This is a genomic window from Caballeronia zhejiangensis (genome assembly GCF_022879815.1).
GTDB lineage: Bacteria > Pseudomonadota > Gammaproteobacteria > Burkholderiales > Burkholderiaceae > Caballeronia > Caballeronia zhejiangensis.
In genome coordinates this window covers 801213-825341 of sequence record NZ_CP084285.1, presented here as the reverse complement: position 1 = coordinate 825341, position 24129 = coordinate 801213, and the positions used below count along the sequence as shown (strand labels likewise).

The 24129-nt window shown below is 62.9% G+C and carries 27 protein-coding genes, 1 pseudogene and 1 riboswitch; of the genes and pseudogenes, 14 read left to right on the top strand and 14 right to left on the bottom strand.

Going from position 1 to position 24129, the window contains the following annotated elements:
* Positions 1-65: 65 nt before the first annotated feature.
* The 5 genes and pseudogenes from LDZ23_RS24955 to LDZ23_RS24935 all read left to right on the top strand — a co-directional run bounded on the left by LDZ23_RS24955 (position 66) and on the right by LDZ23_RS24935 (position 4643).
* Positions 66-1448, top strand: a complete 1383-nt coding sequence (locus tag LDZ23_RS24955; RefSeq protein ID WP_008347435.1) for a type VI secretion system Vgr family protein — start codon at positions 66-68, stop codon at positions 1446-1448.
* Positions 1423-1863, top strand: a complete 441-nt coding sequence (locus LDZ23_RS24950) for a hypothetical protein (protein WP_144403591.1) — start codon at positions 1423-1425, stop codon at positions 1861-1863. Before LDZ23_RS24955 ends, LDZ23_RS24950 begins: the two co-directional genes overlap by 26 nt.
* Positions 1863-2918: a site-specific tyrosine recombinase XerC gene (xerC, locus tag LDZ23_RS24945; protein WP_008347433.1), complete on the top strand. Its 1056-nt coding sequence runs from the start codon at positions 1863-1865 to the stop codon at positions 2916-2918. The genes LDZ23_RS24950 and xerC overlap by 1 nt, the downstream gene beginning before the upstream one ends.
* A gap of 816 nt (positions 2919-3734) precedes the next feature.
* Positions 3735-3872, top strand: a pseudogene (locus LDZ23_RS24940) (RHS repeat-associated core domain-containing protein); the annotation flags it as partial.
* A gap of 342 nt (positions 3873-4214) precedes the next feature.
* Positions 4215-4643: a hypothetical protein gene (locus LDZ23_RS24935; protein ID WP_008347430.1), complete on the top strand. Its 429-nt coding sequence runs from the start codon at positions 4215-4217 to the stop codon at positions 4641-4643.
* A 41-nt stretch (positions 4644-4684) separates the two neighbouring features.
* Here the strand turns inward: LDZ23_RS24935 and LDZ23_RS24930 are convergent, their stop codons facing one another.
* Positions 4685-4867, bottom strand: coding sequence for a SymE family type I addiction module toxin (locus LDZ23_RS24930; RefSeq protein WP_235366161.1), 183 nt, complete (start codon positions 4865-4867; stop codon positions 4685-4687).
* Between the two features lie 340 nt (positions 4868-5207).
* Between LDZ23_RS24930 and LDZ23_RS24925 the strand changes: the two genes are divergently transcribed.
* The 3 genes from LDZ23_RS24925 to LDZ23_RS24915 all read left to right on the top strand — a co-directional run bounded on the left by LDZ23_RS24925 (position 5208) and on the right by LDZ23_RS24915 (position 6209).
* Complete coding sequence (locus tag LDZ23_RS24925) at positions 5208-5465, top strand: RHS repeat-associated core domain-containing protein (protein WP_008347424.1); 258 nt, start codon at positions 5208-5210, stop codon at positions 5463-5465.
* 152 nt (positions 5466-5617) lie between these two features.
* A complete protein-coding gene (locus LDZ23_RS24920) occupies positions 5618-5932 on the top strand; it encodes a hypothetical protein (RefSeq protein WP_008347423.1) in 315 nt (104 codons plus the stop codon).
* A gap of 16 nt (positions 5933-5948) precedes the next feature.
* A complete protein-coding gene (locus LDZ23_RS24915; protein ID WP_008347421.1) occupies positions 5949-6209 on the top strand; it encodes a PAAR domain-containing protein in 261 nt (86 codons plus the stop codon).
* A 56-nt stretch (positions 6210-6265) separates the two neighbouring features.
* Here the strand turns inward: LDZ23_RS24915 and LDZ23_RS24910 are convergent, their stop codons facing one another.
* Both LDZ23_RS24910 and LDZ23_RS24905 read right to left on the bottom strand, forming a co-directional pair.
* Positions 6266-6889, bottom strand: a complete 624-nt coding sequence (locus LDZ23_RS24910; RefSeq protein ID WP_008347419.1) for a LysE family translocator — start codon at positions 6887-6889, stop codon at positions 6266-6268.
* 3 nt (positions 6890-6892) lie between these two features.
* Entirely contained in the window at positions 6893-7519 is a 627-nt protein-coding gene (locus LDZ23_RS24905) for an FMN-binding negative transcriptional regulator (RefSeq protein ID WP_008347418.1), read from the bottom strand.
* Between the two features lie 86 nt (positions 7520-7605).
* Here LDZ23_RS24905 and pdxR point away from each other — a divergent pair, with 86 nt between their 5' ends.
* On the top strand, positions 7606-9063 hold the full coding sequence (pdxR, locus tag LDZ23_RS24900; RefSeq protein WP_008347417.1) for a MocR-like pyridoxine biosynthesis transcription factor PdxR: 1458 nt from the start codon (positions 7606-7608) through the stop codon (positions 9061-9063).
* A gap of 31 nt (positions 9064-9094) precedes the next feature.
* Here the strand turns inward: pdxR and alr are convergent, their stop codons facing one another.
* Complete coding sequence (gene alr / locus LDZ23_RS24895; protein WP_008347416.1) at positions 9095-10198, bottom strand: alanine racemase; 1104 nt, start codon at positions 10196-10198, stop codon at positions 9095-9097.
* Positions 10199-10372: 174 nt separating this feature from the next.
* Here alr and LDZ23_RS24890 point away from each other — a divergent pair, with 174 nt between their 5' ends.
* Positions 10373-10804, top strand: a complete 432-nt coding sequence (locus LDZ23_RS24890) for a DUF6632 domain-containing protein (protein WP_008347415.1) — start codon at positions 10373-10375, stop codon at positions 10802-10804.
* Here the strand turns inward: LDZ23_RS24890 and mntP are convergent.
* Together mntP and LDZ23_RS24880 are read right to left on the bottom strand one after the other, a co-directional pair.
* On the bottom strand, positions 10770-11339 hold the full coding sequence (mntP, locus tag LDZ23_RS24885; protein WP_008347414.1) for a manganese efflux pump MntP: 570 nt from the start codon (positions 11337-11339) through the stop codon (positions 10770-10772). The genes LDZ23_RS24890 and mntP overlap by 35 nt on opposite strands.
* 8 nt (positions 11340-11347) lie before the next feature.
* A riboswitch (yybP-ykoY riboswitch) is annotated at positions 11348-11514 on the bottom strand.
* A gap of 100 nt (positions 11515-11614) precedes the next feature.
* Positions 11615-13315, bottom strand: coding sequence for a BamB-related PQQ repeat family beta-propellar protein (locus tag LDZ23_RS24880; protein WP_008347413.1), 1701 nt, complete (start codon positions 13313-13315; stop codon positions 11615-11617).
* Between the two features lie 128 nt (positions 13316-13443).
* Here LDZ23_RS24880 and LDZ23_RS34880 point away from each other — a divergent pair, with 128 nt between their 5' ends.
* Entirely contained in the window at positions 13444-13566 is a 123-nt protein-coding gene (locus LDZ23_RS34880) for a hypothetical protein (RefSeq protein ID WP_268811544.1), read from the top strand.
* 41 nt (positions 13567-13607) lie between these two features.
* Here the strand turns inward: LDZ23_RS34880 and LDZ23_RS24875 are convergent, their stop codons facing one another.
* The 3 genes from LDZ23_RS24875 to LDZ23_RS24865 all read right to left on the bottom strand — a co-directional run bounded on the left by LDZ23_RS24875 (position 13608) and on the right by LDZ23_RS24865 (position 16892).
* Complete coding sequence (locus tag LDZ23_RS24875; RefSeq protein ID WP_008347411.1) at positions 13608-16109, bottom strand: membrane-bound PQQ-dependent dehydrogenase, glucose/quinate/shikimate family; 2502 nt, start codon at positions 16107-16109, stop codon at positions 13608-13610.
* Positions 16110-16267: 158 nt separating this feature from the next.
* Positions 16268-16591, bottom strand: coding sequence for a hypothetical protein (locus tag LDZ23_RS24870; protein WP_008347409.1), 324 nt, complete (start codon positions 16589-16591; stop codon positions 16268-16270).
* A gap of 52 nt (positions 16592-16643) precedes the next feature.
* The gene (locus LDZ23_RS24865) at positions 16644-16892 is read right to left on the bottom strand and encodes a hypothetical protein (protein ID WP_034472230.1); all 249 of its coding nucleotides are present in this window, start codon (positions 16890-16892) and stop codon (positions 16644-16646) included.
* A 121-nt stretch (positions 16893-17013) separates the two neighbouring features.
* On the opposite strand from LDZ23_RS24865, the gene LDZ23_RS24860 reads away from it, so the two are divergent.
* Positions 17014-17385 carry a hypothetical protein gene (locus LDZ23_RS24860; RefSeq protein ID WP_008347405.1) on the top strand — a complete coding sequence of 124 codons (372 nt, stop codon included), beginning with the start codon at positions 17014-17016 and terminating at the stop codon, positions 17383-17385.
* A gap of 4 nt (positions 17386-17389) precedes the next feature.
* On the opposite strand, the gene LDZ23_RS24855 is transcribed toward LDZ23_RS24860, so the two are convergent.
* Positions 17390-18589, bottom strand: coding sequence for an amino acid aminotransferase (locus LDZ23_RS24855; protein ID WP_244808251.1), 1200 nt, complete (start codon positions 18587-18589; stop codon positions 17390-17392).
* Positions 18590-18638: 49 nt separating this feature from the next.
* On the bottom strand, positions 18639-20015 hold the full coding sequence (locus LDZ23_RS24850; protein ID WP_008347403.1) for an amino acid permease: 1377 nt from the start codon (positions 20013-20015) through the stop codon (positions 18639-18641).
* Positions 20016-20357: 342 nt separating this feature from the next.
* Between LDZ23_RS24850 and LDZ23_RS24845 the strand changes: the two genes are divergently transcribed.
* Both LDZ23_RS24845 and LDZ23_RS24840 read left to right on the top strand, forming a co-directional pair.
* On the top strand, positions 20358-20618 hold the full coding sequence (locus LDZ23_RS24845) for a hypothetical protein (RefSeq protein ID WP_008347402.1): 261 nt from the start codon (positions 20358-20360) through the stop codon (positions 20616-20618).
* 86 nt (positions 20619-20704) lie between these two features.
* The gene (locus LDZ23_RS24840; protein ID WP_162483411.1) at positions 20705-20857 is read left to right on the top strand and encodes a hypothetical protein; all 153 of its coding nucleotides are present in this window, start codon (positions 20705-20707) and stop codon (positions 20855-20857) included.
* A 50-nt stretch (positions 20858-20907) separates the two neighbouring features.
* On the opposite strand, the gene aroQ is transcribed toward LDZ23_RS24840, so the two are convergent.
* From aroQ to LDZ23_RS24825, 3 genes are all read right to left on the bottom strand, one after another.
* Positions 20908-21345, bottom strand: coding sequence for a type II 3-dehydroquinate dehydratase (aroQ, locus tag LDZ23_RS24835; protein WP_008347401.1), 438 nt, complete (start codon positions 21343-21345; stop codon positions 20908-20910).
* Between the two features lie 36 nt (positions 21346-21381).
* The gene (locus LDZ23_RS24830; RefSeq protein WP_144403592.1) at positions 21382-22440 is read right to left on the bottom strand and encodes a Gfo/Idh/MocA family protein; all 1059 of its coding nucleotides are present in this window, start codon (positions 22438-22440) and stop codon (positions 21382-21384) included.
* Positions 22441-22525: 85 nt separating this feature from the next.
* Entirely contained in the window at positions 22526-23944 is a 1419-nt protein-coding gene (locus tag LDZ23_RS24825) for an MFS transporter (protein ID WP_008347399.1), read from the bottom strand.
* Positions 23945-24129 lie beyond the last annotated feature (185 nt).

Here is a 24129-nt window from a genome sequence, read left to right as displayed (position 1 = left end):
GTGTCAACTCTCGGCCGATCGTCAGGCATTCCGCCTGACATCCCCGATTTCGCACGGATCACGCAATGGAAGCACAATCAAAGCGATCCACCGCCCTCGCGCGCTGGATCACGGGCAGGCAGAACTACTATCTCAAGGTGCGAGGCGCACCGCCGAGCGATGGCCTCTCGATCATCTCCGTCAAGGCGATCGAACGGCTAGGCAGTCCGTATCACATCACGATTGAACTGACCGCCAAGGTGGAACTGGCGCGCGCCGACTATCTCGGGCACAACGCGACGTTCAGCATCGAGCCGTTACCCGGCGACGGCACGCCGCGCGAGTGGAACGGCAACATCACGCGCTTCACACGAACTCGCAAGACGCGCGACTTCTGCGCGTATCGCGTCGTCGTCGAATCGCCGCTTGCGCGTTTGCGCATCACCAAGCGCTCGCGCATCTATCAGAACAAGACCGTGCCCGAGATCATCGAGACGATCTTGCGCGATCACGATTTCCTCACGCATCAGTTCGCGTTCAAGCTGCGGCGCAAGTTTCCGAAGCTCGTCTTTCACATGCAGCATCAGCTATCGGACTGGGCGTTCATTCATCTGTTGATGCGTCAGGCGGGGCTGTTCTGTTACACGCGCCCCGGCGATTTCGGCGATCAGGTCATCTTCGCCGATGACATCGATGGATACGACTATTCGCTGCGCGCCAACGTGCTCTATCGCGAGACTTCAGGGCTGGAAACGGGCCACGAAGCGGTCTTGTCGTTGCAGCAGCAGAGTGTGACCGTCGCGCAGTCGATCCGCGTTCGCGACTACAACCCCCTGCGTTCATGGGAGCCGATCGAAGCGCAAGTCAATCTCGCGCGCGACGATAAAACCACCTACGGACAGTCCTATACGTGGGGCAGCCGCCATCTCGACGCCGACGCCGCCAAGTTCGAAGCGCAACTGCGGCACGAAGAAGCGCTGTCCGGACAGATCCGTTTTGACGGCAAGAGCACGGTGTCGGCGTTCTGTCCGGGGCTGGTGGTGCGGCTCGACGAGACGCTGCCCGATGCGCCGCATGGCATGGTGCTGTCGGAAGTGATCCACGAAGCCGGACGCGACAAGTCGTATCACAACACGTTCCGGGCCATTCCTGCCGACCGCCCCTACCGGATTCCGATGCAGGAGCACTCCTGGCCGAAGATCGTCGGCACGTTGAGCGCGCGTGTTACCACGCGTGACGACAGCGATTACGCCGAGCTGGACGAGAACGGCCACTACACGGTGCGTTTCGACTTCGACACCGATCAATGGCCCAGAGGCGGCGAGAGCGTTCGCTTGCGGCTCGCGAAACCGTTCGCGGGCGCGAATCAGACGGGCTTTCACCTGCCGCTATTGCGCGATACCGAGGTCGGCATAGCCTTCGCGGGCGGCGAAGGCCAGTCCGTTGCCGCGCGAGTCGGTGAGGTTTAGCAGGCGTGAGGTTCGGTCGTGGACGGGGCAAAGCGACACGCAACTGAAGCTACATCTGTCGCGGCTGGCCGAGCTGGAATACCTGTTGATCCATCGCGCGGCGCGCGGTCAGGGCTTCGAACACGAGCTGATCTATGACGGTGGCAGTGATGATGCGCTGCATCTGTCGGGGCTGATCGACGTTGAGAAGTTGAAGTACGACGCGCAGCGGTCGGGGGTAAATGCAGAGCGGTCGGCCCCCGGTCGGGGTGCGGTCGGGCCGTGGTCGGTGGGGGGTCGGGGTGCAGAAAATCCCGTCAACGCTGATGGCACAAGGCCGAGGTCGAATGATCGCGTGAATGGCGCAAAAACGCATATCTGTGAACAAAATAATTCGGAGTGCGTCGTACCGTACTTACATGAGGCGCGCGCGTGATGACGGAAGAACACAAGCCGGTGGTGCGCCGTGCCAAGCGCCGCTTGAGGAAAAAGCGCAGCGAGGCGATCAGCAGCGTGGAGACGCTCGATAACGCGCTGATGATCTATGTGCGCTTGTATGTGGAATGGCTGGAGGCGACGGGTCGCACGGAACAAACGGTAAAAGGCCGCGCGGTGCGGCTTGAGCGGTTCGTTGGATGGTGCGAGGTGCGCGGTCTGAGTCAGCCCGAAGAGATCACGCGGGCGGTGCTGGAGGCGTATCAACGGTATCTGTACCTGTATCGGAAGAAGGATGGCAAGCCGCTGTCGATCCGCACGCAGGAGACGATGCTCACGCCGCTGCGCGGGTGGTGCAAGTGGCTGGCACGCGAGCGGTACGTGCAGTACAACGCGGCCTCGGAGCTGGTGTTGCCGCGTGCGCCGAAGCTGCTGCCGCGCGTGGTGCTGTCGGTGGTGCAGGTGGAGCGGCTGATGGCGCAGCCGGACGTGAGCGGGAACACGGGTGCGCGCGACCGGGCGATGCTGGAGGTGTTGTACAGCACGGGGATGCGTCGCATGGAGCTGATGAACCTGACGGTATCGGAGATCGATCTGGAAGGACGCACGGTGATGATTCGCCAGGGCAAGGGACGGCGCGACCGGTATATCCCGATGGGCGAGCGGGCGTGTTACTGGGTTCAGCGTTATCTGGATGAAGTCAGGCCGCACCTGGTGGTGCGCGAGGCGTGGACGCTGTTTCTGACGGATTACGGCGAGGCGTACAGCGGCAATCGGTTGACGGATCTGGTGAAGCGGTACATGGAGTTGGCGGGCATCGGCAACGGCGCGTGTCACGCGTTACGTCATGCGTGCGCGACGCACATGCTGGAGAACGGCGCGGACGTGCGGTTCATCCAGGCGCTGCTCGGTCACGCGGATCTGTCGAGCACGCAGATTTACACGCAGGTGGCGATCGGCAAGCTCAAGGAGATTCACGCGGCCACGCATCCGGCGAAGCTGACCGCTTCTCTCTTAGCTGCCATTGATGCCGAGGCGGACGAGGACGCGCAGTAAAAAGTGAAGGACGAAGAACCGGCGTCATCGACGGGACTGCGTGAGTGATGCGCCGAATAAAAGTGAAGAACGAGAAAGGCGCATCCAGAGAAGGAAGAACCGGCGTCGTCGACGCGGTGTCGTGAGTGAAGCCAAAGAAGGAAGTGCGGCCCTGCGGGCCGAAGCGCACGAAGGGCCGGGGGTAAATGCGCTGCGCACATTTAACATAACGCAAAGGCGCATTAGCGCATTCTGGCGGGCTGGTCTAGCAGCAAGGAACGCTTGCCACTGCCCAGCCCGCCAGAATGCGCTAATACGCGCTATGTCTTGCGCCCCCGGCCTTGCCGGGTGCGCGCTGCGCACAAGAATATTCCAGTGGCCGCGTCGCGGCCAAATCTGTTGAGCACGAACAAAGCATAGTCAGCGCGCACGCGCGAGTGTGTACAGCCCCGCCGGCGTAGCCTTCGGCCACGCGGGCACCCCCAAGGGGACCAGCGCCGCTCACGCGGCGAAATCAAAAGCAAATCCAAGTCAAAAGCGAGCGGCTAAAGAGGTAGCGGGCGATGCGCCTGCGCAAAAGTGGAGCGTCGGTCTGCGAGCGCCCTGTTCCGCCGAGTCTGCCGTCTGTCGTCGGCCTGCGGCCGCCGTTAGCCGTCAGCCACGGCGGCCTACGAGCAAGCTTTACTCGGAGAAGTCGCATAGTTCGGTCTACCGATGAGCGGCTAGAATCACGTCTAGGAAAAAAATTCTGTTGGCGAGCGCGCTTCTGGCTGTAGAGGCAAGCCAGATAAGGGATAGCGCCCCGCGTGCGCGGGGCGCGTGTCCTGGCGGTTTGTTTACAATCGGCATCGGTACTATGATCCGGGTAGCGGGCGGTTCATCAGCAAGGATCCGATTGGGCTGGCGGGTGGGATCAATGTTTATCAATACGCGCCCAACCCGATTGGGTGGATCGATCCGCTTGGGTTGACTGCGGCTGGTAGTCGCCATACGTCAGGTACTGCGAGACCACCACTTACAGGTGCGGCACCAAATTCGATTTACACGAAGAGCAACGCGACAGGAACTGTCGCAGTGCAGAATTCGGTCTACGATCACAATGGTGACCTAATTGGGCAAGTGGATTTTAAAGACCACGGTGGATGTGCATGCTCTGGCCATGCCCATTTATTTCATCCGCCAGGCAGTGCGGCGAGTGTGGCTGCGGCGCATGGTCCCGGTGCTCCTCATATTCCACCAGCCGATGTCCCTGCTGAATGGAAGGCAATTCCGCTGGGTATGACACCGGCGACACCTATTGGACAGTAGGAGGCCAAGATGTCTGAAGAAGAATTGAAAAAATTGCTGCATGACTATCACAACTTCGACGATGGTCTTGTAGTGTCGTTTGGTTTCTTTTATCCGGTAGGCGAGCCACCAGCAGCTCAAGCTATTTTTTACGCGAAGAACCATTCGGCTCCCGGCGATAGATGGGACACCGTTAAAATCGTCGTCAAAGATGTTGCGGAATTCAACGCGCAGTGGAAAGGGAATCAGCCGAACTCGATTTGCACGGGTGTGCACCTGGTGAAGTTCGATGACTTATGGTGCTTGGATGTTGACGGTGTATACGGAGATGTCGAGGATCCGAAATCAATTGAAGAGGTTCGGCGGATTGGTGACTGCTATGTGATTGGTCGTGATATTCACGTGTATATCAAAGATGATAGACAAGTTGACTTATACGCGAACTTGATAACACTCTAATTACGTAAGGAAAAGGGCCACATACGCGGCCTTTTGTGCGTCTACTCGGCGGTAATGGTGAGTCGCCCGTGTTCAACATTGATTCTCACGCGCTGCCCTGCTGCGAACCCGGCCTGCTCGATCCATCGCCCGGCGAGTTTGAGCCACGGAAAACACGGCGGCTCGGTTCGCTGCCAGTAGGGTTTGGTAGAGCGGCTCTCGCGCTGCGACTGCTGAACGGTCACGAAGCGTTCCGTATCGTGTGGACGTGCTTTAAGATTCGCTAGCTTCGCGGAACTGCGCCATCCGCGCGCCAAGAGCGACGAAAAACGAGCGTGGTGAACCGATGACCGTCAAGACCAAGCCCTTCGGGCGCTGCGCGGCCTTGACGGATTCGGGCGCGATGGGCGAAGACTTGCGCGAACGTGGCGCATCGGTGTGCTTCGGCCAAGTTCCGCCGCGTCTGCGGTCGGCCTGCGGCCGCCGTCAGCCACTGCGGGTAACGAGCAAGCGTTACTCGGACGAGTCGCATAGTTCGGGCTACCGATGAGCGTCTAGAATCGCGTCTACAAAAATAATTCTCTCGTGCATGAGCTCGTCGAGCTGGACGGCTTGCTGGATAAGGGACTGCGGCCTGCGCGCGAGGAGTTTGTGTCCAGGCGAAGTCAGACGGGGCTTCATTACAACCGGCATCCGTACGATGATCCGGCGACGGGCAGATTCATATCGAAGGACCTGATTGGCCTTACGGGCGGACTCAACGCCGTTGCCGCCGATCGGGATATTCAAGTCAAGGTAGACGAATCGAATCGTCGCAATCGAAGAATCATCGAAGGCCGCTAGAGAGACTCGACAATGGAAACATGCCAGAAGGACGGAGCGTCCGTAAGATACACGTCTGCCCGGTGGTCTTGCCGTGGGTGAACATGTCGTTAGCGTCGAGCAAGAAAAGCTACGGGCCTTCCTGAGACGACGATGAACAAAGGAGTTGATCGATGGATATTCATCTCAAGAAGGCGTACGAGATTCATGTTGGTCAAGGCATCGACCAGCAAAGGCTACTCGACGCCATCGCCGCTGAACTTGGCGCTCGCGGTATCAGGCGTGATTCCTACCGCTTAGGTGACGACCCGCATATCGGGTTTGGAGAGTTGCGCCTGTCCGAGGAAGATGGTTACTGGGTCGTATGCGTCGACGAGCGAGGCGCCTCGTTCAATCCTTGCATATTCACCGACTATTTCGACGCGGTGAAATTCTTCATCTTCGAATTGTCCGGCGCAAGCGCTGAACCGATCTGGAAAAACCTCTAACCGCACGATAACGAAAATGACTTCAATAGCATGCGTAGGCGACGCGACCACCCACGGCGGCCGCATCATCACGGGCTCCGACACGATGGACATCAAGGGCCGCGGGGCCGCGAGAATGGGCGACTTGGTGACATGCCCCGAACACGGCACGAACCCGATCATTCAGTGTTCCGATATGTTGATCGACACGAACGGCAATGGCGTCGCGCTGGATGGGCATCTGACCGCCTGCGGCAGCCGTGTGCTTGCCGTCGAAAGTCACGGCAGTATTGATTAGAAGCCCTCTTCAGGGAAGGTCATGCGAGGAACAGATAATCGCGTGAGGCCGGTTCCCTAACTCGGGATCGCCCTCCGCGCAAACGCGAGATATCCACCCAATGCCAGCATGACGACGCCCGAGGTCCGCGTGAGCATCCTCGCGCGCGCGACGCGTGCGGCGCTCGACTTCAGCAGACGCGAAGCGGCGAGCACCGCGCCCACGTCGACAAGCGTATTAAGCACGACGCAAATGCTCCCGAGCATCGCCAGTTGCGGAATCAGCGCATGCCCCGGCGAAACGAACTGCGGAAGAAAGGCGAGAAAAAACAGCGCCGTCTTGACGTTGAGCGCTTCGACCAGGACGCCTTCGCGAAACGCACGCCGCGCACCGTGCGATGCAACCGGCGCGACGCCGCCCGCTTCGCCTTCGCGAAACAGAAGCCGAACGCCCAGATAAATCAGATACGCCGCGCCGACGTACTTCACGACGCTAAAGAGCGTCGCCGAGCGCGCGATCAACAGGGATAGCCCGAGCGCCGCCGCGGCCACATGGACGAGACCGCCCACCGCCGTGCCGAGACACGACGCCATGCCTTCGGAACGACCACCAGCGACAGTGCGAGCCACGACATACGCGAGGCCCGGACCGGGCGTAATGGCGAGAGCGATCGCCGCGATCAGAAAAGCAATAAAAGCCATGAACTAGTCTCCCGCCCGCCCCATCACCCGTGCCAGCTCCCCTTTCCCCCGCGCGTCGAGCGCATCCGCCGCACCGATCCGATCGCGCGTTTCCTTGTTCTGACTCAGCTTCGACTTGCCGACAAGCGACGTCACCGCGATTTCGATGCCCACGATATTCCGCAGCATCCCATCGATGAATTCGCGCTCGGAATCGCCCATCTTCCACGGCTTCGGCTCGTTCGCCTCGTGCCGCCGCGTCAGACGCGCGACGAGACCGCGCACGAACTGCTCGTCGTCGCGCACGGTGAGCACGCCGTGCGCGTGCACGACTTCGTAGTTCCACGTCGGCACTTGCCGATGCGTCTCATGCTTGCTCGGATACCAGTTCGGCGAGACATAACCCTCCGCGCCGCGAAAAATCACCATGACGGGCGTGCCGCCCGGGCAACGCTGCCACACGTCGTTGGCGCGCGCGACGTGCGCCGTCAGCAAGCCATGCTCGCCCTGCGCCGGATCGAACTCGAACGGAATGTGATTGGCGTCGAGACCGGCGGCGTCGTGCGTCACCAGCATTCCGAGCGGATGCCCACGAATGATCCGATGCAGCTCTTCAGGGCGAGTCTCGGCGAAATGCGGCGGAATATACATCCTGGATGCCCGATGGAAAGTGGCGGAACCCCGTCACTATCGCCCGAAACAGGCACAATAAGAAGATCCAGTTTCGAGCAATTTTCATGGTCCAGTTGAAAGACGCCATCGGCACCGGACGGCGCATTTACGATCTGCTGCGCGCCCAGATCGCCGATGGCACGTTGCCCGCCGGCGCTCCCGCACCTTCTACGCGCGCGCTGGCGGCCGATCTCGGCGTCTCGCGCACGACCGTCACGGCAGCGTACGAACAGCTCGCGGCGGAGGGCTTTCTCGTCACGTCGGCGGGACGCGTGGCGCGAGTCGCCACGCCGCCGATGCCGCTCGCGCCGCCGATTCCCGCGCGCGCCGAACGCACCGCGCCCGCCCTTTCCGCCTATGGCCGGCGCGTTTCTACACTGCCGATGCCCGTTCTCGCGCAAGTGACGAAAGGCAGCATCAACTTCCTGTACGGCGCAGTGTCCGCGCGCGACTTTCCTTCGTTGATCTGGAAACGCGCGTATCAGGCCGAACTGCTGCATCAACCGGACAGCCTCTATTACGTCGCGCCCGAAGGCGACGCGTCGCTCAGGCGCGCGTTGCAGGCGTATCTCGGCCGCGCGCGCGGGCTCGTCTGCGATAGCGATCAGATCGTCGTCGTGAACGGCACGCAGCAGGCGCTCGATCTTTGCGCGCGGCTGCTGCTCGATCCCGGCGACGCCTTCGCATTCGAAGATCCCGGCTATCTGATCGCGCGGCATTGCTTCGAGGCATCGGGCGGCGTGGCGCTGCCGGTGCCCGTCGACGAAAACGGTCTCGATACGCGCCGCCTTCCCGCCGATGGACGCGCGCGGCTCGCCTACGTGACGCCATCGCACCAGTTTCCGCTGGGCGGCGTGCTGCCGATCGGCCGCCGTCTCGAATTGCTCGAATGGGCGCAACGGCACGACGCGTGGATCATCGAAGACGATTACGACGGCGAGTTCCGATACGGCCAGCGCCCGATCGACGCCTTGCAATCGATCGATACGAATGGCCGCGTGATCTACATCGGCACGTTTTCGAAGGCGCTTTCGCCGCATCTGCGGCTCGGCTACATGATCCTGCCGCACGATCTCGTGCCGGCGTTCCGTCAGGCGAAGCGGCTCGCGGATCGTCATTCGGCCGTCATCGATCAGCGCGTGCTCGCGGCGCTAATCGAAAGCGGCGCGTATGAGCGTCACGTGCGGCGCGTGCGGCGCGAATACGAACGGCGGCGCGCGGCCTTGCTCGACGCCATCGCCGATCTTCTTCCGAAGCGCGCGCACGCGACGGGCACGGCTGCCGGATTGCACGTCACGCTGTGGCTGCCCTTCATCGACGCGGCGCACGAAGCCGCGCTCGTCGCCGCCGCGCATGCGAAGGGCGTGGGCGTCTATCCGGTGTCGCCGCTTCATGTCGCGCCGTGCGGCGGCACGTCGAACCGGACGGCCGGGCTCATCCTCGGCTATGCGAGCGTGCCGGTCGAGCAGATCCGCAAAGGCATCGAAATCCTCGCCGATGTGATCGCGCATTTTCGAACGTAAGCACTGCCTTCGAGACGCGTCATCGTGAGCGTCATGCCGAATGCGCTTCTGCCCGATTCGAAACGCCCGCGTCGATCGCGACGGGCACGCGCCGCGCGAGCGCGCACATCAACTCGTAGCCGATCGTGCCGGACGGTTCGGCCACTTCATCGACCCGGACGCGTTCGCCCCACAGTTCCACCGGCGATCCGATGCCCGCAGCCGGACACGGCGTGAGATCGACGGTGAGCATGTCCATCGACACGCGTCCGACGATGCGCGTACGCACGCCATCGACGATGACGGGCGTGCCCGTCGGCGCGTGACGCGGATAGCCGTCCGCGTAGCCGCATGCGACCACGCCGATCTTCATCGCGCGATCCGCGGTGAAAGTGCGGCCATAGCCGATCGTCTCGCCCGCCGCGAGCGTCTGCACGCCGATGATGCGGCTCTCGAGCGTCATCGCCGCGCGCAACGGGAAATGCTCGATGTGGCGCGCGCAGCCCGTCGGCGAGGCGCCGTAGAGGATCGTGCCCGGCCGCACCCAGTCGCGATGCGCGCGCGGATGCCACAGCACCGCCGCCGAATTCGACAGCGAGCGCGTGCCGGGAAGATCGCGCGTGGCCGCTTCGAATTCGTCTATCTGCCAGTCGATCGCGCCTTCGTCGGCGTTCGCGAAGTGACTCATCAGGCCGATCGAGCCGATCGCCGCGATATCCGACGCCCTTTTCCAAGCCTCGACGAATTCGCCCGGCCGATAGCCGAGCCGGTTCATGCCCGAGTTCATCTTCAACTGTATGTCGATGCGCTCGTTCGGCCGCGCCGCCTTCAGCAACGCAAGCTGCTCGTCGCAATGCACCGTGACCGTGAGCCGGTGACGATCCGCCGTTTCGACATCCGCGGGCTCGAAAACGCCTTCGAGCAAAAGAATCGGCTTTTTCCAGCCGAGCTCGCGCACGCGGACGGCTTCATCGAGATCGAGCAGCGCGATGCCGTCGGCTTCAGCGAGCGCCGGATAAATGCGCTCGATGCCGTGACCATAAGCATTCGCCTTGATGACGGACCACACGCGCGACGACGGCGCCGTGCGTTTGACAAGTTGAAGATTCTGTCGGATGGCGTCGAGATGGATGCGCGCGGAAATCGGACGTGGCATGACGTGCTGGATTTGTGGTTGAAGGCAGTGGAATGATGAATCGTATCGGCCTAATGGCAGTCGTTGTTATTTTATTTGCGCCGATTTTTGGTGGAAACGCCTGCCGCCATCGATGGCTTTCGCGGTGCGCTTCGCGGTATCTTGTCGCTCATGTCGCGCCGCCAAGGAGCCGCCATGAACGACGCCCGTCGCCTCGCCTGCCTGCGCATCGTGCTCGCCGTCGTCGGGCTGATCGCGCTCTTCGCCTTCTATCCGCTCATGCTGCTCTGGCCTTCTGGATGGGCGTGGGATGCCGGCCACGAAGGCCATTCGGAATACGCGATGATGATCGTCGGCATCTACGCGACGCTCGGCGTTTTCCTGCTGATCGCATCGCGCGAGCCGATGAGGCATCTGAGCCTCATCTGGTTCACGGTGTGGTCGAGCGTCGTGCACGGCGCGATCATGGCCGTGCAGTCGTTCGGCGGCGCGGGGCGCCACCTCGGTCATCTGGCGGGTGACGTGCCCGCGCTTTTCATCGTCGCCGCCGTGCTCGCGATTCTCACGCCGCGCGGCGGCAAGGCGCGCATCCTCAGCCGAGATGGCCGAGATGTTCGGCCAGAATGACGCTGCCGACGCCGATCAGAATCAGCCCGCCGACGATTTCCGCCCGCTTGCCGATCGTCGCGCCGACGAGCCGGCCGACCATCACGCCGACCGTCACCATCAGCATCGTCGCGAAACCGATGGTCGCGGCCGTCGAGAAGATATCGACATCGATGAACGCGAGGCCCGCGCCGACCGCCATCGCGTCGATGCTGGTCGCGAAACCGGTGAGCGCCAACACCCAGAACGAATGCGAATTGGGCTTTTCCGCTTCGTGGCTCACGCTGCTGAAACCTTCGCGGATCATGCGCGCGCCGAGCAGGAAGAGCAGGCCGAACGCGATCCAGTGATCCCACGCGGTGACATACTGCGCGGCCGCCCTGCCGAGCGCCCAGCCGACGAGCGGCGTCAGGGCTTCGATCACGCCAAAGATCACGCCGGTCTTCAACGCTTCCGCGATGCGCGGCTTGTGCAGGGTCGCGCCCTTGCCGACGGCTGCGGCGAACGCGTCGGTGGACATGGCGAAGGCTAGAAAAATTGTGGAGGCGAGATTCATCGAGTAGCGCTCTGGTCGGGCAAGATGGAACGACAGAACGCGCGCCCGACCGGTCGCGAATTCTGTCGATGGTCTTGCCAACCTTTGATGGCTGCTCATGCCACGGCCTGAACGACCGAGCGTGTTGACATGAGCGCTTTCCCTGTGCAGGAAAGCCGGCTACTCCCCAGCGAAGAACCGAGAGCTTAACATGACTTCGCGACCGTTCCACGGCGTTTCGGCTGGTTGCGGCGCGCTCGCGGCGTCACGCCCGGCGCCGCGTTCGCGCGCCGATCCTATTTCGACAACAGCCCGAACACGGCGACGCCGTTCTTCGTGCCGACATACACCTTGCCGTTCGCGATCATCGGCGTGATGAACTTGTTGCCCGCACCGAACTGGTCGCGCGTGCCGGCGTCGTTGCTGCTGTAGAGCTGGCGCGCGAGATTGGCCGCGTCGTAGGCGCGCAGCGCGCCTGTCGCGCCGTTCTCCGCCGCCCACAGAATGCCGTTCGCCGTGCCGTTCGCGGAAATGCTCGGCGTCGCGCCGGGGAAGCCGAACGCATTCGACGTCTGACTCGTCGACGTCGCCGAAAGCAACGCGTTGCTGACCGCGAACGCCCGAATGCTGTCGCCGACCGCGCCGAAATAGACCGTGTTGTTGAAATACGCGGGCGCGCCGAACATCGCCCCGCGAATCTGGCCGACGAGTTCCTGATAGATGTGGTCCGCATTCGAATCGAACTTGCCCATCGAGAAGCGGTTCACGACGTAGATCGTCGAGTTCTTGCCCGCGCCGATCGCCAGATGCCGGACCGTGCCGCCCGCATCGGTGAAGTCCGGCAGCACCATCGCGCCGCCGGAACCGAGATCTTCGTCCTCGTTCGACTCCTGCACCGTGTTCGACGGCTCGAAATAGTCCTGCACCCTGAGCGGCGACGTTTCCAGCCGCAAAAAACCGTTGCCGAAGTTGCCGTTGATCGGCATCTCCTGCGCGTTTTGGGTCGGATCGAAGGTGCCGTTGGCGTCGAGGAAAAAGATCGCCTGGCCGTCCGATGCAAGGCCCGCGCCGCTCATCCAGATCGAGCCCATCTGGCCGTTCGGCGTGAGGTTCAGCACGCTCGCCTGTTGCAGGGTCGCGGCGTCGTAGCCCATGACCCAGCCGGTGTACGGCATGAAGTCGCAATGCGAAGTCCACGCCGTGTAGACGACGCCGTTCAGCAGCAGCAACGCCGCGCGCTCGGCGTACTGGCCGGGATCGAACGTCAGCGTGCCGTTCTGGCTGCCCGCGCCGTTGCCCGGATACGTCGCCCGGATTTCGGTGGGGCCGTTGAAGAGCTCGGCGCCCGTCGCGACATCGAGCGCGTGAATGCGCTGGTGATACGCGCCCGACGCATCCTTCGACATGCCGACGACATACATCGCGCCATTCGGGCCGCGCGTCCGGTCGATGACCGGCGTCGCCGTGACACCGATTGTCGGCGTGATCTGATGACAGTTGTGGTCGTCGCTCGGCGACTCGCCGCTGCCGAGCGTCGAGACTTTCCACAGCACCGCGCCGCTGTCGGCGTCGAAAGCGTAGACGCTGGCGTTTTCCGTCGCGACGTAGAGCACGTTGCGCGTGCCGCCCGCGATCGGTACGCCCGCCAGAAAGAGCGGCTGCGCGTCGACGGCGCCATCGACGGAAAAGAGCGCGAGCTTGCCGAAAGTACGCTGATTGACGTTCGCCGGCGTGAGGACGGTTTCCGCGAGTTGCTGTCCGGTGCGCGCGATGTCGTTGTGCCAGGTGACGACATCTTTCGACACCGCAGCCAGAGGCGCCGATGCCCCCGCCGGGCTCGATGCCCCCGACGGGCTCGATGCCGCCGCCGGCGCGCCGCCGCTCGCCGCAGACGAAGTGGCGCTATCGCCGGAACCGCCACTGCACGCGACGACGATCGCCGCGATGAGCACAACGGCGCCGATCGCCGCGATACGAGCCGGAAAGTGCGTCTTCATCTGGATGCTCCTTCAGAGCGTTTCGCCTTTGCGTACGGTCAATTCCCCGAAAGATATTTGTTGCAATGCGTCATAATGTGCTAACCTAGGGTTATTACCTAGTTAGTTACCCCAGTACGGAGTTCATCATGGGAATCATCGCTGCCACGCCGATCGCCCTCGTTTCCTTCATCGTCGCCGCCGTCCGCAATGCGCTGAGCGCGCGCGCGAAGGTCAGCGCGCTCATGGCCGAGGCTTATCGCCGGACGTAACGTGCAGGCGCGGGAGAAAATTCCCGCGCTTTTTTTCGCATTCACTGCAACGTATAGGCAATTACATAATCGCCCGCCTTCGTGCCGAGCGAGCCATGACCGCCCGCCGTCACGAGCACATATTGCTTGCCGCTTGCATCGGCGTAGCTCATCGGCGTGGCCTGACCGCCCGCCGGCAGACGCGCCTCCCACAGCTTCTTGCCGTCGCGCACGTCGTAGGCGCGCACGTATTGATCGAGCGTGCCCGTCAGGAACGCGACGCCGCCCGCCGTCACGATCGTCCCGCCGAGGCTCGGCACGCCGAGCGGCATCGGAATCGGCAGCGGCGCGCTGTCGACGATGGTGCCGTTCTTGTGCATCCACGCAATCTTCTGCGTGCGCAGATCGACGCCCGCGATGTAGCCCCACGGCGGCGCCTGGCACGGAATCCCGAGCGGTGAAAGAAACGCGCTGATCTCAAAGCCGAACGGCGTACCGCGCGCGAGCTTGATGCCGCTCGTTTCGCTGCCTTTCTTCTCGCCGTTGTCCTCGGGAATCTTGTCACGCGGAATCAGCTTCGACGTGAACGCCATGTAGTCCGGATTCGCGATCAGAATCTGCCGCACCGGATCGACGGAAATCCCGCCCCAGTCGAATACGCCGAAGTTACCCGGAAACACGAGCGATCCCTGCTCCGACGGCGGCGTGTACGGCCCGTCGTAGCGCAGGCTCCTGAACTTGATGCGGCACCAAAGCTGATCGAACGGCGTCGTGCCCCACATGTCCGCCTCCGTCACGCGCGGCGGGTTGAAGTTGAGCGCGGAAACGGCCTGCGTCGGCGCGGTGTGATCGCCTTTCGCCGCGCCGCCCGGCACGGCGAGTTCGCTGATCGGCACGATCGGCTGGCCGGTTTCGCGATTCAGCACGTAGATGCTGCCCTGCTTCGTCGATGCGATCAGCGCCGGCTGCGTGCCCTGCGCCGTCTGCAGATCGACGAGCGTCGGCTGCCCGCCCACATCCATATCCCACAGATCGTGATGCGTGAACTGATAGTTCCAGCGCAGCTTGCCCGTCGCGGCATCGAGCGCGACGACGCCCGCGCCGAACTTCTCGGCCTGTGGCGTGCGCTCGCCGCCCCACTGATCGGGCGTCTGGTTGCCCATCGGCAGAAAAATCATGCCGCGCTTTTCGTCGACGCTGAACATCGACCACATGTTCGGCGAATTGCGCACATAAGTGCCGCCCGCCGCGATCGGTTCGGTGGCGTCCGGATTGCCTGGATCCCAGTTCCAGACGAGATGGCCGTCATTGACGTCGAACGCGCGGATCACGCCCGACGGCTCGTTGTTCGATTCGTTGTCGGTCACATGACCGCCGACGATCACGAGATTGCGGAACACCGCCGGCGGCGAGGTCGAGTAATAGCCGCCCGGCGTGAACGGCCCGATATTCGCGCGCAAATCGATTGCACCGTTCTTTCCGAAGCTCGCGCACGGCTTGCCGGTGTCCGCGTCGAGCGCGATCAGGCGGGCGTCGGCGGTCGGAAGGAACAGGCGATGCGGACATTCGGCCTGCGCCGTGGTTTGCGCGGGCGTCTGCACGGGCGCGGACGCTTCCGTGGGCGCGGATGCGTCGGCAGGCGCGGAGGCCGCATCGGCTTCGGCGGGCGCGCTGGCTTCGGGCGCGGCGGCAGCGGGCATCGGATGCATCGACGCATCGTAATAAGCGACGCCCCGGCAAGTCATGTGCTCCCAATGCTTGAACCCGATCGGACTCTGAATCCGCGGATCGAAACGCCACTTTTCCTTGCCGCTCGCGGCATCGAGCGCGATCGCCTTGCTATGCGGCGTGCACAGGAAAATCGTGTCGCCGACCTTGAGCGGCGTGTTCTCGTCGGTGGTTTCGGTCGGATCGTCGGGGCCGGGCATGTCGCCGGTGCGATACGTCCACGCCACCTTTAGCCGATGCGCGTTATCCGGCGTGATCTGGGCGAGCGGCGCGTAACGCTGCGCGAGCGGCGAGCCGCCATAGTCGACCCAGTCGCCCGCCGCGCGGCCGGTCGCGGCGTTGGCATCGGGCTGATTGGCGTCGGCGGCGACGTTCACGTCGATGCGCCCCGGCCGGTCGTGAGGATGATTGAACCAGGTGCCGACGCCGAGCAGCAGCGTGAGGATGATCGCGGCGGCGAGCGGCGTGCGCGCGGCGCGCGATGTCGAAGGCGGCCCGAACAACGCGCCGCGATGCACGAAGGGAATCAGCAGCCAGATCGCGAGCAGCAGCCAGATCCACAGGCGCGGCATCAGTTGCCAGAAATCGAAACGCACTTCGACGACGGCCCAGATCGTCGAGGCGAACAGGAACAGCGCGAAAAGCAGCAATGCGGAGCGCCGCCGGATCAACAACAAGAGCCCGGTCAGCAGGATGGCCGCACCCGCGATCACGTAGTACCACGATCCTTTGAGCGCAACGAGATACGCTCCGCCCGCCGCCAGCAACACGCCGATGACGATAAACACAATGGCCGCAAAGAACGTGAGCGGACTGAGTCTGCCGTTGCCAGCCATGCTGAATCCTCCGTGACGATGAAAGGCGGAACACGGCCGTCGCGCGGTCGTGGTTCGGACGCTGTCGCGTGGAGGAACGGAGCAATCGCTGTGCCGTTCGGCGGGGAACGGGCGCGTGCGAGGAGTGCTGACGGATGACTTGCCGAATGAAGCCTAAATCACAGCGCCCGCGGCCAGAGCCCGCCGTGTGCGCTCGGAGGCATGACGCCTGCGACGAACGCGGCCTTCAGATCGGCGCGTTCGGAGAAACGCGGCGCATCGAACCACGCGAGGAAATCGTCGCGCCAGACGCCCCAGGCGTTTTCGTCGAAATCGAAGTCTTCGTCGAGGCGGCCGTTGTCGCGCAAATAGGCGCCGACCACTTGCGTGCCGTTCCAGTACGCGACGGCGACATCACTGAGATCGGCCGTCACGCCGCGCGGCAGATCGCGCAGCATCATCGCGACGTGCGCCTTGAACGATTTGAATTCGGTCGGTCTCATCGCCTGCTCCGCTTCAAAAAAGTGCGTGAAAAAACTGCGTGCGCGTGCCCGTTCATTTGAACACGCCCTTGTTCAAGTCTTTTTCGAACGCGGCGGTCCATTGCGTGCCGTGTCCGATGCGATATTCGCGTTCCTTCAACGTGGAACGTCGCGTGATGGTGACCACGCCCTGCAACGGATAAACATCGTCCACGACATCGGACGCGCCGCCTTCGTGCACCAGAAAATCGCTCTCGTCGAGCCGATGGCGCGCGAGAATCGCGAGGAAATCCGCTCTTTCGTCCGGCGCGATCACAGTCATGTCGCCCTCCATGATCGAATGCTGCTTCCATTCAAAGTAGCACACGCGCGGAGGAACGTCGGCGCGTATCTTGCGAGGAGCGCGGGACGGCGCACGCGCTTTTTCCGGGAGTCGATAGCCGATGAATCGCAAAACGATGTTTCTATGCGCAGCGGCGCTGGCCGTCTGCACGCACGCACGCGCCGACGACGCCGTCTGCGGCACGCTCGAAAGCGCCACGAACGGGCAGGACGGCATGATCGCGCTGCGCGAAGGGGAAAGCGTGAATTTTTGGCGGGGCGGCGCCGTGCGGCACGGCGCGCTGCATGTGTACAAGGACGGCGAGGTGTATCGCGTGTACTGGCAGCCCGAAGGAAGCGGCGATATCTACGTGCTCGCGAACGAAGGCACGAGTGCCGTGCGGCTCATTCTGACGCCGCCGCGCGGCACGAAAGTCGATACGGGACCGGGCAGCCTTCCGCCGCAGAAAGTGCTGTCCTGTCCCGCGATGTAGCGATTTACTTCGCCGCCAGCACCTTGCCGATGGCATCGGCGACGATCTGCACGTTGCTGTCGTTCAGGCCCGCGACGCACATGCGGCCCGAGCGCAGGATGTACACGCCGAATTCCTCCTTGAGCCGGTCGGCCTGATCCGCGACCAGACCCGTGTACGTGAACATGCCGCGCTGCTTGATATACCGCGTGAGCATCTCGCCGCCAACGTGATCCTTCAGTCCGTCGTGGATCGCCTGACGCATGCGCGCGATGCGCTGGCACATCGACGCGAGTTCCTTTTCCCACGACTGTTTAAGTTCGGGCGTGTTCAGCACATGCGTGACGATCTTCGCGCCGTGCGTCGGCGGATTGCTGTAGTTCGCGCGTACCGCGCTCGTCAGCTGGCCGAGCACGCGATCGGCTTCGGCGGCATCGTCGCAAATGACGTGCAGGCCGCCGCAGCGCTCGCCGTACAGCGAGAAATTCTTCGAGAACGAACTGGCGATGAACGCCGGCACGCCACGGCGCGCGAGTTCGCGCACGGCGAACGCGTCGTCGTCGAGACCGGAACCGAAGCCCTGATACGCCATATCGACGAACGGCAGCAGATCGCGCTTTTGCAGCACGTCGATGATCTTCACCCATTGCGCCTGATCGAGATCGACGCCCGTCGGGTTATGACAGCACGCGTGCAGCAGCACGACGCTCTTCGCGGGCAGCTTGTCGATGGCGTCGAGCATCGCATCGAAGCGCAGTCCGCCGGTGGCTTCGTCGTAATACGGATACGTGTTCACTTCGAAACCCGCGCGCTCGAAGATGAAACGATGGTTCTCCCACGTCGGATCGCTCACCCACACTTGCGACTTCGGAAAGTAGCGCTTGATGAAATCCGCGCCGACCTTCAGCGCGCCCGATCCGCCGAGCGTCTGCACGCTCGCGATGCGGCCATCGGCGCGCGCCGGGCTGTCGTTGCCGAACACGAGCGCCTGCACGGCGTCGCGATAATGCGCGAAACCGGCCATCGGCAAATACGGTTTCGGGCCGAGGTCTTTCAGGATCGACAGTTCCGCCTCGCGCACGGCCTGCATCACGGGCAAACGGCCTTCGTCGTCAAAGTAAATGCCGATGCTCAGGTTGACCTTATTGGTGCGCGGATCTTTCTGGAAGTTTTCGTTCAGCGACAGGATCGGGTCGCCGGGGTAAGCATCGATATGTTCGAACATGGTGACTTATAGGACGAGACAGGACGAGAGATCAGCAAGCGCGGCCGCGTCAGTCTCCGCGCGCGGCCCGAGTTTTGAGATAGTAGCCGATTCCGAGAACGGCCAGCCAGACCGGAATCAGGTACACGGACAGGCGCAGATCCGGAATCTCGTACATCACCCAGACGATGCCCGCGAGAAACGCGAGCACGACGTAGTTCGTGAACGGATGCAGAAAGCTCGGAAACGAGGTCGCTTCGGCGTTCGCGCGCTTCTGCCGGCGGAACATGAGATGGATGATGCTGATCATCGCCCAGTTGATGACGAGCGCCGACACCGCGAGTCCCATCAAGAGGCCGAACGCGCGCCCCGGAATCACATAGTTGATGACGACGCACGCCGCCGTCACCAGCGCCGACACCGCCAGCGCCGCGAGCGGAATGCCGCGTCCGCTCACGTTGAGCAGCGCGCGCGGCGCGTTGCCTTGCTGCGCGAGGCCGTACAGCATGCGGCTGTTCGCATAGACGCCGCTGTTGTACACGGAGAGCGCGGCCGTCAGCACGATCACGTTGAGCACGTTCGCGACGACCGTGCTGTTCATCTCGCGGAAAATCAGCACGAACGGACTGCCGCCGGTCGCGACCTTGTCCCACGGATAAAGCGACAGCAGCACGCCGAGCGCGCCGACATAAAAAATCAGGATGCGATAGATGACCTGATTGGTCGCGCGCGGAATGCTGCGCGACGGGTCTTCCGCTTCCGCCGCCGTAATGCCGACGAGCTCCAGCCCGCCGAACGAGAACATGATGACGGCCATCGACATGACGAGCCCGTGCACGCCGTTCGGAAAGAAGCCGCCGAGCCGCCAAAGATTCGCGACGCTCGCTTCCGGCCCCGCCTTGCCCGACGCGAGCAGCCAGCCGCCGAACAGGATCATGCCGACGATCGCCGCCACTTTGACGATCGCGAACCAGAACTCCGTCTCGCCGTAGGACTTCACGCTCGTCAGATTGATCGCGTTGACGATCACGAAGCACGCGAGCGCCGATATCCACATCGGCAATCCCGGCCACCAGTACTGCATGTAGATGCCCACGGCCGACAGCTCCGCCATGCTCACCAGAATGTAAATGGCCCAGTAGTTCCAGCCGGAGATGAAACCGGCGGCGTGGCCCCAGTATTTATCGGCGAAATGGCTGAAGGAACCGGCGACCGGCTCGTCGACGATCATCTCGCCGAGCTGACGCATGATGAAGAACGCCATCAGCCCGGCGATCGCGTAGCCGAGCAGCACGGATGGCCCGGCGAGCTTGATCGTCTGCGCGACGCCGAGAAAGAGCCCGGTGCCGATCGCGCCGCCGAGCGCGATCAACTGGATGTGGCGACTCTTGAGTCCGCGCTTGAGTGTGTGCGGCGAGGGTGTTTCGTTCGTCGTGGGTGAAGCCATGTCGATGTCTGTTGCACTGCAAAAATTACTGCGTTCATGGATCGAACGATCGCGCGTATCGTTTGATCCGACCTTTTAGTCTGCTTTTTGGTAAGAAACTGTTGTTTTTTCGTGCGGATAACCCCACAAGCCGCTGCAAAAAAGGCCGATTATCAGCGGACGGATCTGCGATTTTACCGCCCGGCGGCCGCAAAGCCTTGATGGGCGGGCGCATAGCAGCCGTGCTCCGAATCGCGGAAACGGACATCAAACGAATTGAGGCCGGAATCAGGGCTTGTTCGGAGGATTACTCGAGGCGTCGCGGCGTGAGAATCGCATCATCCACTCACGACGGGGGTCGCCATGTATCAGACGATGGAAGGAAACGCCAGGCCGCATCGAACGGCGCAGCGTTTTGGCGAAGGATCGCAGGACAGCGCGGCGACACAAGCGGAATTGCTGAGCGCGCTGCAGTCGGTGTCGGACAACATCATGCGTCTCGCCGGGAAGCTGCACGGCGATCCGAACGCCACCGACGACGATGCAGAGACCATTACCGAGCAGCATGCGTTCGCGCAAGAGCTGATCGGGCGTTTGCTGGCGCTGCCCGCGTCGCAAACGTAACGGACCAACAGGGCCAACAGAAGGCGGGCAGCGGTGACGGCAAAGCCGCCCGCGCTCGGAGCATCGGGGAGAAGGATATGAGCTACTTGACGATCATCGCGGTGGTCTGGGCTGTTTGCGCGGTGGGTGCGGTGTTGTTCATCCGCGGTGCGGCGCAACGCAATCACGAACCGCTGCGCAAGCAGAGCGAACGCGAGCCGGTCGCGCCCGCGTCGAAGGATTTCAGTCGCCCGGCCTGACCCGATGACACGGCGAAGCGCCCACACGCTTCGCCGTGAAGGCATCGGCCTTATTTGATCGCGGCGACTGCTGCGCGCAAGCCCAGCAAGTAGCTATCGACGCCGAAACCGGAAATTTGCCCTCGCGCAATTTCCGCGAACACCGATTTGTGGCGGAACTCCTCCCGCGCGTGCACGTGCGACATGTGCACTTCGATGATCGGCGCCTTCAGGATCGCGAGCGCATCGCGGATCGCGTAGCTGTAGTGCGTCCACGCACCCGCGTTGATGACGATCGCATCGACGTTTTCTTCGAACGCGCGATGAATGCGCGAGCACATCTCACCTTCGATATTCGTCTGGTAGCACTCCACCTCGACGCCGAGTTCCTTGCCGAGCGCGGCCATCTGCTCGTCGATTTGCGCGAGCGTCGCCGTGCCGTACTGCTTCGGGTCGCGCTTGCCGAACATGTTGAGGTTGACGCCGTGCAGCGTCAGGATCTTTGCCATGTGATTTCCTTGAACTGGAAGGGGAATTGAAAAGATTCAGGCGGTCTCGACGATCCTGCCGCTCGTGGCGGCAAGAACGATGGCCTCGGTGATCCGCAGATTCTGCAGTCCGTCGCGCGCGCTGACAATAGGTTCGGCTTCCCCGCGCGCCACGCGCCCGAAATGTTCCATCTGATGCGCGAGCGGATCGTCGCGCTGCATCGCCACGACGTCTTCGTCGAACGGCTTCCACCATGATCGATCTTCGGCCTTCGCGTAGGACTTGAGACGCATCGTCGGCACGGAAAGCGAGCCGAACGTGCCCGCGATCACGTAGCAGTCTTCGTCGGGATACGTGGAATACGCCTTGTTCTCCTGCGACGTCTGCTCCCAGCTTCGCGGGCACGCGGCGGTGTCGGACAGCATGAACGTGCCGAGCGCGCCGCTCGCGAAACGCAGATTGATCGCGACCGTATCTTCGACGGGAAAGCCGCGCGTCGCGTGCGATGCGAACGCCTGCACCGCGACGATATCGCCGCACAGCATCCGCAAGTTGTGCACCTCGTGGATCATGTTGAGCAGGATCGGCCCGCCCCCCGGCTCGCGCCGCCACGGCGCGCTGGCGTAATACTCGTCGGGCTTGAAGAACACCGCGCTGCCCATCACCGCGACGAGCTTGCCGAGCCGCCCTTCGTCGATGACCTGCTTCGCGCGCGCCATGATCGGGCTGTGCGCGCGATGATGGCCGATCAGCACTTTCGCGCCGGAACGCTCCACTTCATCGACGAGCATCTGCGCTTCCTCGACCGTCGGCGCGATCGGCTTCTCCAGCAGGATCGGCACGCCCGCCGCGATGCACACGCGCGCATGTCCGACGTGCAATTGATTCGGCGTCGCGAGCACGATGCCGTCCGGGCGATCCTTCGCGAGCAGTTCGTCGAGCGTTTTGTAGAGCGGCACGCCCGCCTTCTGCGCGATGTCGACGGCGGCGGGCGCCGGATCGACGATGGCCGAGAGCGTGCACGTCGTGCTCGCCTGCGCGACGCCCATGTGCGCCTGACCGATATAGCCCGCGCCCGCCACCGCGATACGCGTCTTGCCTGAGTCTGTATTCACTTCGATTTCACCGTGTTGAAAAAGCGCGAGTTCACCCCGGCGGCGCTGTCGCGCGCCGCCTGAGCAAGGAAAGAGGACATGAGCTTCAGGAAGTGCGCGCGTTCGCGACCGATTCCGCGCGCAGGCGGTCGTACTCGGACTTCTCGACCGGCCGCGCGTCCGGCTCGCCGAGCTGGTTGAGCGGAATCCGGTACGTCTCCCGCGCGCTCCACGCGGCGATCGCCGAGATGATCGTGACGGCGAGCGTGATTGAACCGATCATGACCGGAATGTTCGTCGATCCGGGCGGCGCGACGCTCGCGAACAGCGCGGGCAACAGCGCCGTGATGGTCGTGCCGATGTTCTGCGAGATCGCCATCGCGGAGACGCGCGTGCGCGTCGGGAAGAGTTCGGGATAGAAGCTCGGGAAGATCGCGTTGTAGCCCTGATAGACGATGCCCCACATCAAGAGCGACGCGACGATCGCCATGCCGACGTTGTGAATGCTGATCGCGTAGAGATACAGATACGACAGCAGCCCCGAGGCGATCGCCCCGACGATGATCGGCGGCCTGCGCCCGATCTTGTCGGAGAGATTGCCGACGATCGGAATCACGATGACGGCGAGAATATTGCCGACGACCGGAATCCACAGATACACGCTCTTGTGAAAGCCGATGCCGTACGCCGCCTGCACCGCATACGCCGCGCCGAAGATCGTCGCGACCACGGGAATCACGTTCATCAGCGCCATGCAGACGACGCGGATCATGTCGGGCAGGTTGTACTTGAAGGCGTCGACGATTGGCGAGCGCGGCACCGCGCCCTTCTCGCCTTCCTTCTCGAACGCGGGCGTCTCGTGCACTTCGCGCCGGATGATGTAGCCGGCAACCAGCACGAACGCCGAAAGCAGGAACGGAATGCGCCAGCCCCATGAATTGAACGCGTCCTCGGGCATGTAGTACGCGAGCGGCAGGAACACGGCGGCGGCGAGAATCTGTCCGGCCTGCACGCCTTGCAGCGTGAAGCTCGCGAAGAAACCGCGGCGTCCGAATGGCGCGTGTTCGAGAATCATCGAGCTCGCGCCGGAGATTTCGCCCGCGACCGCGAAGCCCTGGACGAGCCGCAGGATCACGAGCAGCGTCGGCGCGAGCATGCCGACGCTGTGATACGTCGGCAAAAGTCCGACGGCCATCGTCGAGAAGCCCATCAGGAACATGCACAGCACGAGCACGGTCTTGCGGCCGTGCGTATCGCCCCAATGACCGAGCACGAATGCGCCGATCGGACGCGCCACGTAACCGACGCCGTAGGTCGCGAGCGACGCGACGATCGCCACTTTCGGATTGCCCGAAGGAAAGAAGAGTTGCGGAAAGATCAGCGCGGCGGCTTGCGCGTAGATGAAGAAGTCGTAGTACTCGAGCGCGGAGCCGATCCAGCCGCTCGCGGTCGCCTTCTTCGTCTGCTTGTGGTGCTCGGCGTGCGACCCGCCTTTGGCACCGGGTGAGAGAGAGTTCGTGTCCATGACGTCTCCTTTTATGAATCGCCCGACGGTTTCTGTGGCCATCTTTCCGCGAAACTGCTTCTTTCATCCTCACCGACGACGCCTTCGCGGCATGGCGCGCAGGACATCAAACATGATCGTCTCTGAAACGAAAGCTTTCGATGAGGCAAAACCCGGCGTCAGGCCAGGTTGAAAGACTTGAGCCC

Coding starts and splice junctions, on each gene's coding strand:
- LDZ23_RS24910 (WP_008347419.1), bottom strand. CDS start 6,889: ATGGCTTTTATTGCTTTTCTGATCGCGGCGATCGCTCTCGCCATTACG.
- LDZ23_RS24875 (WP_008347411.1), bottom strand. CDS start 16,109: ATGGCTGGCAACGGCAGACTCAGTCCGCTCACGTTCTTTGCGGCCATT.
- LDZ23_RS24860 (WP_008347405.1), top strand. CDS start 17,014: ATGAATCGCAAAACGATGTTTCTATGCGCAGCGGCGCTGGCCGTCTGC.
- pdxR (WP_008347417.1), top strand. CDS start 7,606: ATGGTCCAGTTGAAAGACGCCATCGGCACCGGACGGCGCATTTACGAT.
- LDZ23_RS24955 (WP_008347435.1), top strand. CDS start 66: ATGGAAGCACAATCAAAGCGATCCACCGCCCTCGCGCGCTGGATCACG.
- LDZ23_RS24845 (WP_008347402.1), top strand. CDS start 20,358: ATGTATCAGACGATGGAAGGAAACGCCAGGCCGCATCGAACGGCGCAG.
- alr (WP_008347416.1), bottom strand. CDS start 10,198: ATGCCACGTCCGATTTCCGCGCGCATCCATCTCGACGCCATCCGACAG.
- LDZ23_RS24855 (WP_244808251.1), bottom strand. CDS start 18,589: ATGTTCGAACATATCGATGCTTACCCCGGCGACCCGATCCTGTCGCTG.
- LDZ23_RS24915 (WP_008347421.1), top strand. CDS start 5,949: ATGACTTCAATAGCATGCGTAGGCGACGCGACCACCCACGGCGGCCGC.
- LDZ23_RS24935 (WP_008347430.1), top strand. CDS start 4,215: ATGTCTGAAGAAGAATTGAAAAAATTGCTGCATGACTATCACAACTTC.
- LDZ23_RS24825 (WP_008347399.1), bottom strand. CDS start 23,944: ATGGACACGAACTCTCTCTCACCCGGTGCCAAAGGCGGGTCGCACGCC.
- LDZ23_RS24850 (WP_008347403.1), bottom strand. CDS start 20,015: ATGGCTTCACCCACGACGAACGAAACACCCTCGCCGCACACACTCAAG.
- LDZ23_RS34880 (WP_268811544.1), top strand. CDS start 13,444: ATGGGAATCATCGCTGCCACGCCGATCGCCCTCGTTTCCTTCATCGTC.
- mntP (WP_008347414.1), bottom strand. CDS start 11,339: ATGAATCTCGCCTCCACAATTTTTCTAGCCTTCGCCATGTCCACCGAC.
- aroQ (WP_008347401.1), bottom strand. CDS start 21,345: ATGGCAAAGATCCTGACGCTGCACGGCGTCAACCTCAACATGTTCGGC.
- LDZ23_RS24905 (WP_008347418.1), bottom strand. CDS start 7,519: ATGTATATTCCGCCGCATTTCGCCGAGACTCGCCCTGAAGAGCTGCAT.
- LDZ23_RS24865 (WP_034472230.1), bottom strand. CDS start 16,892: ATGACTGTGATCGCGCCGGACGAAAGAGCGGATTTCCTCGCGATTCTC.
- LDZ23_RS24880 (WP_008347413.1), bottom strand. CDS start 13,315: ATGAAGACGCACTTTCCGGCTCGTATCGCGGCGATCGGCGCCGTTGTG.
- xerC (WP_008347433.1), top strand. CDS start 1,863: ATGACGGAAGAACACAAGCCGGTGGTGCGCCGTGCCAAGCGCCGCTTG.
- LDZ23_RS24890 (WP_008347415.1), top strand. CDS start 10,373: ATGAACGACGCCCGTCGCCTCGCCTGCCTGCGCATCGTGCTCGCCGTC.
- LDZ23_RS24920 (WP_008347423.1), top strand. CDS start 5,618: ATGGATATTCATCTCAAGAAGGCGTACGAGATTCATGTTGGTCAAGGC.
- LDZ23_RS24870 (WP_008347409.1), bottom strand. CDS start 16,591: ATGAGACCGACCGAATTCAAATCGTTCAAGGCGCACGTCGCGATGATG.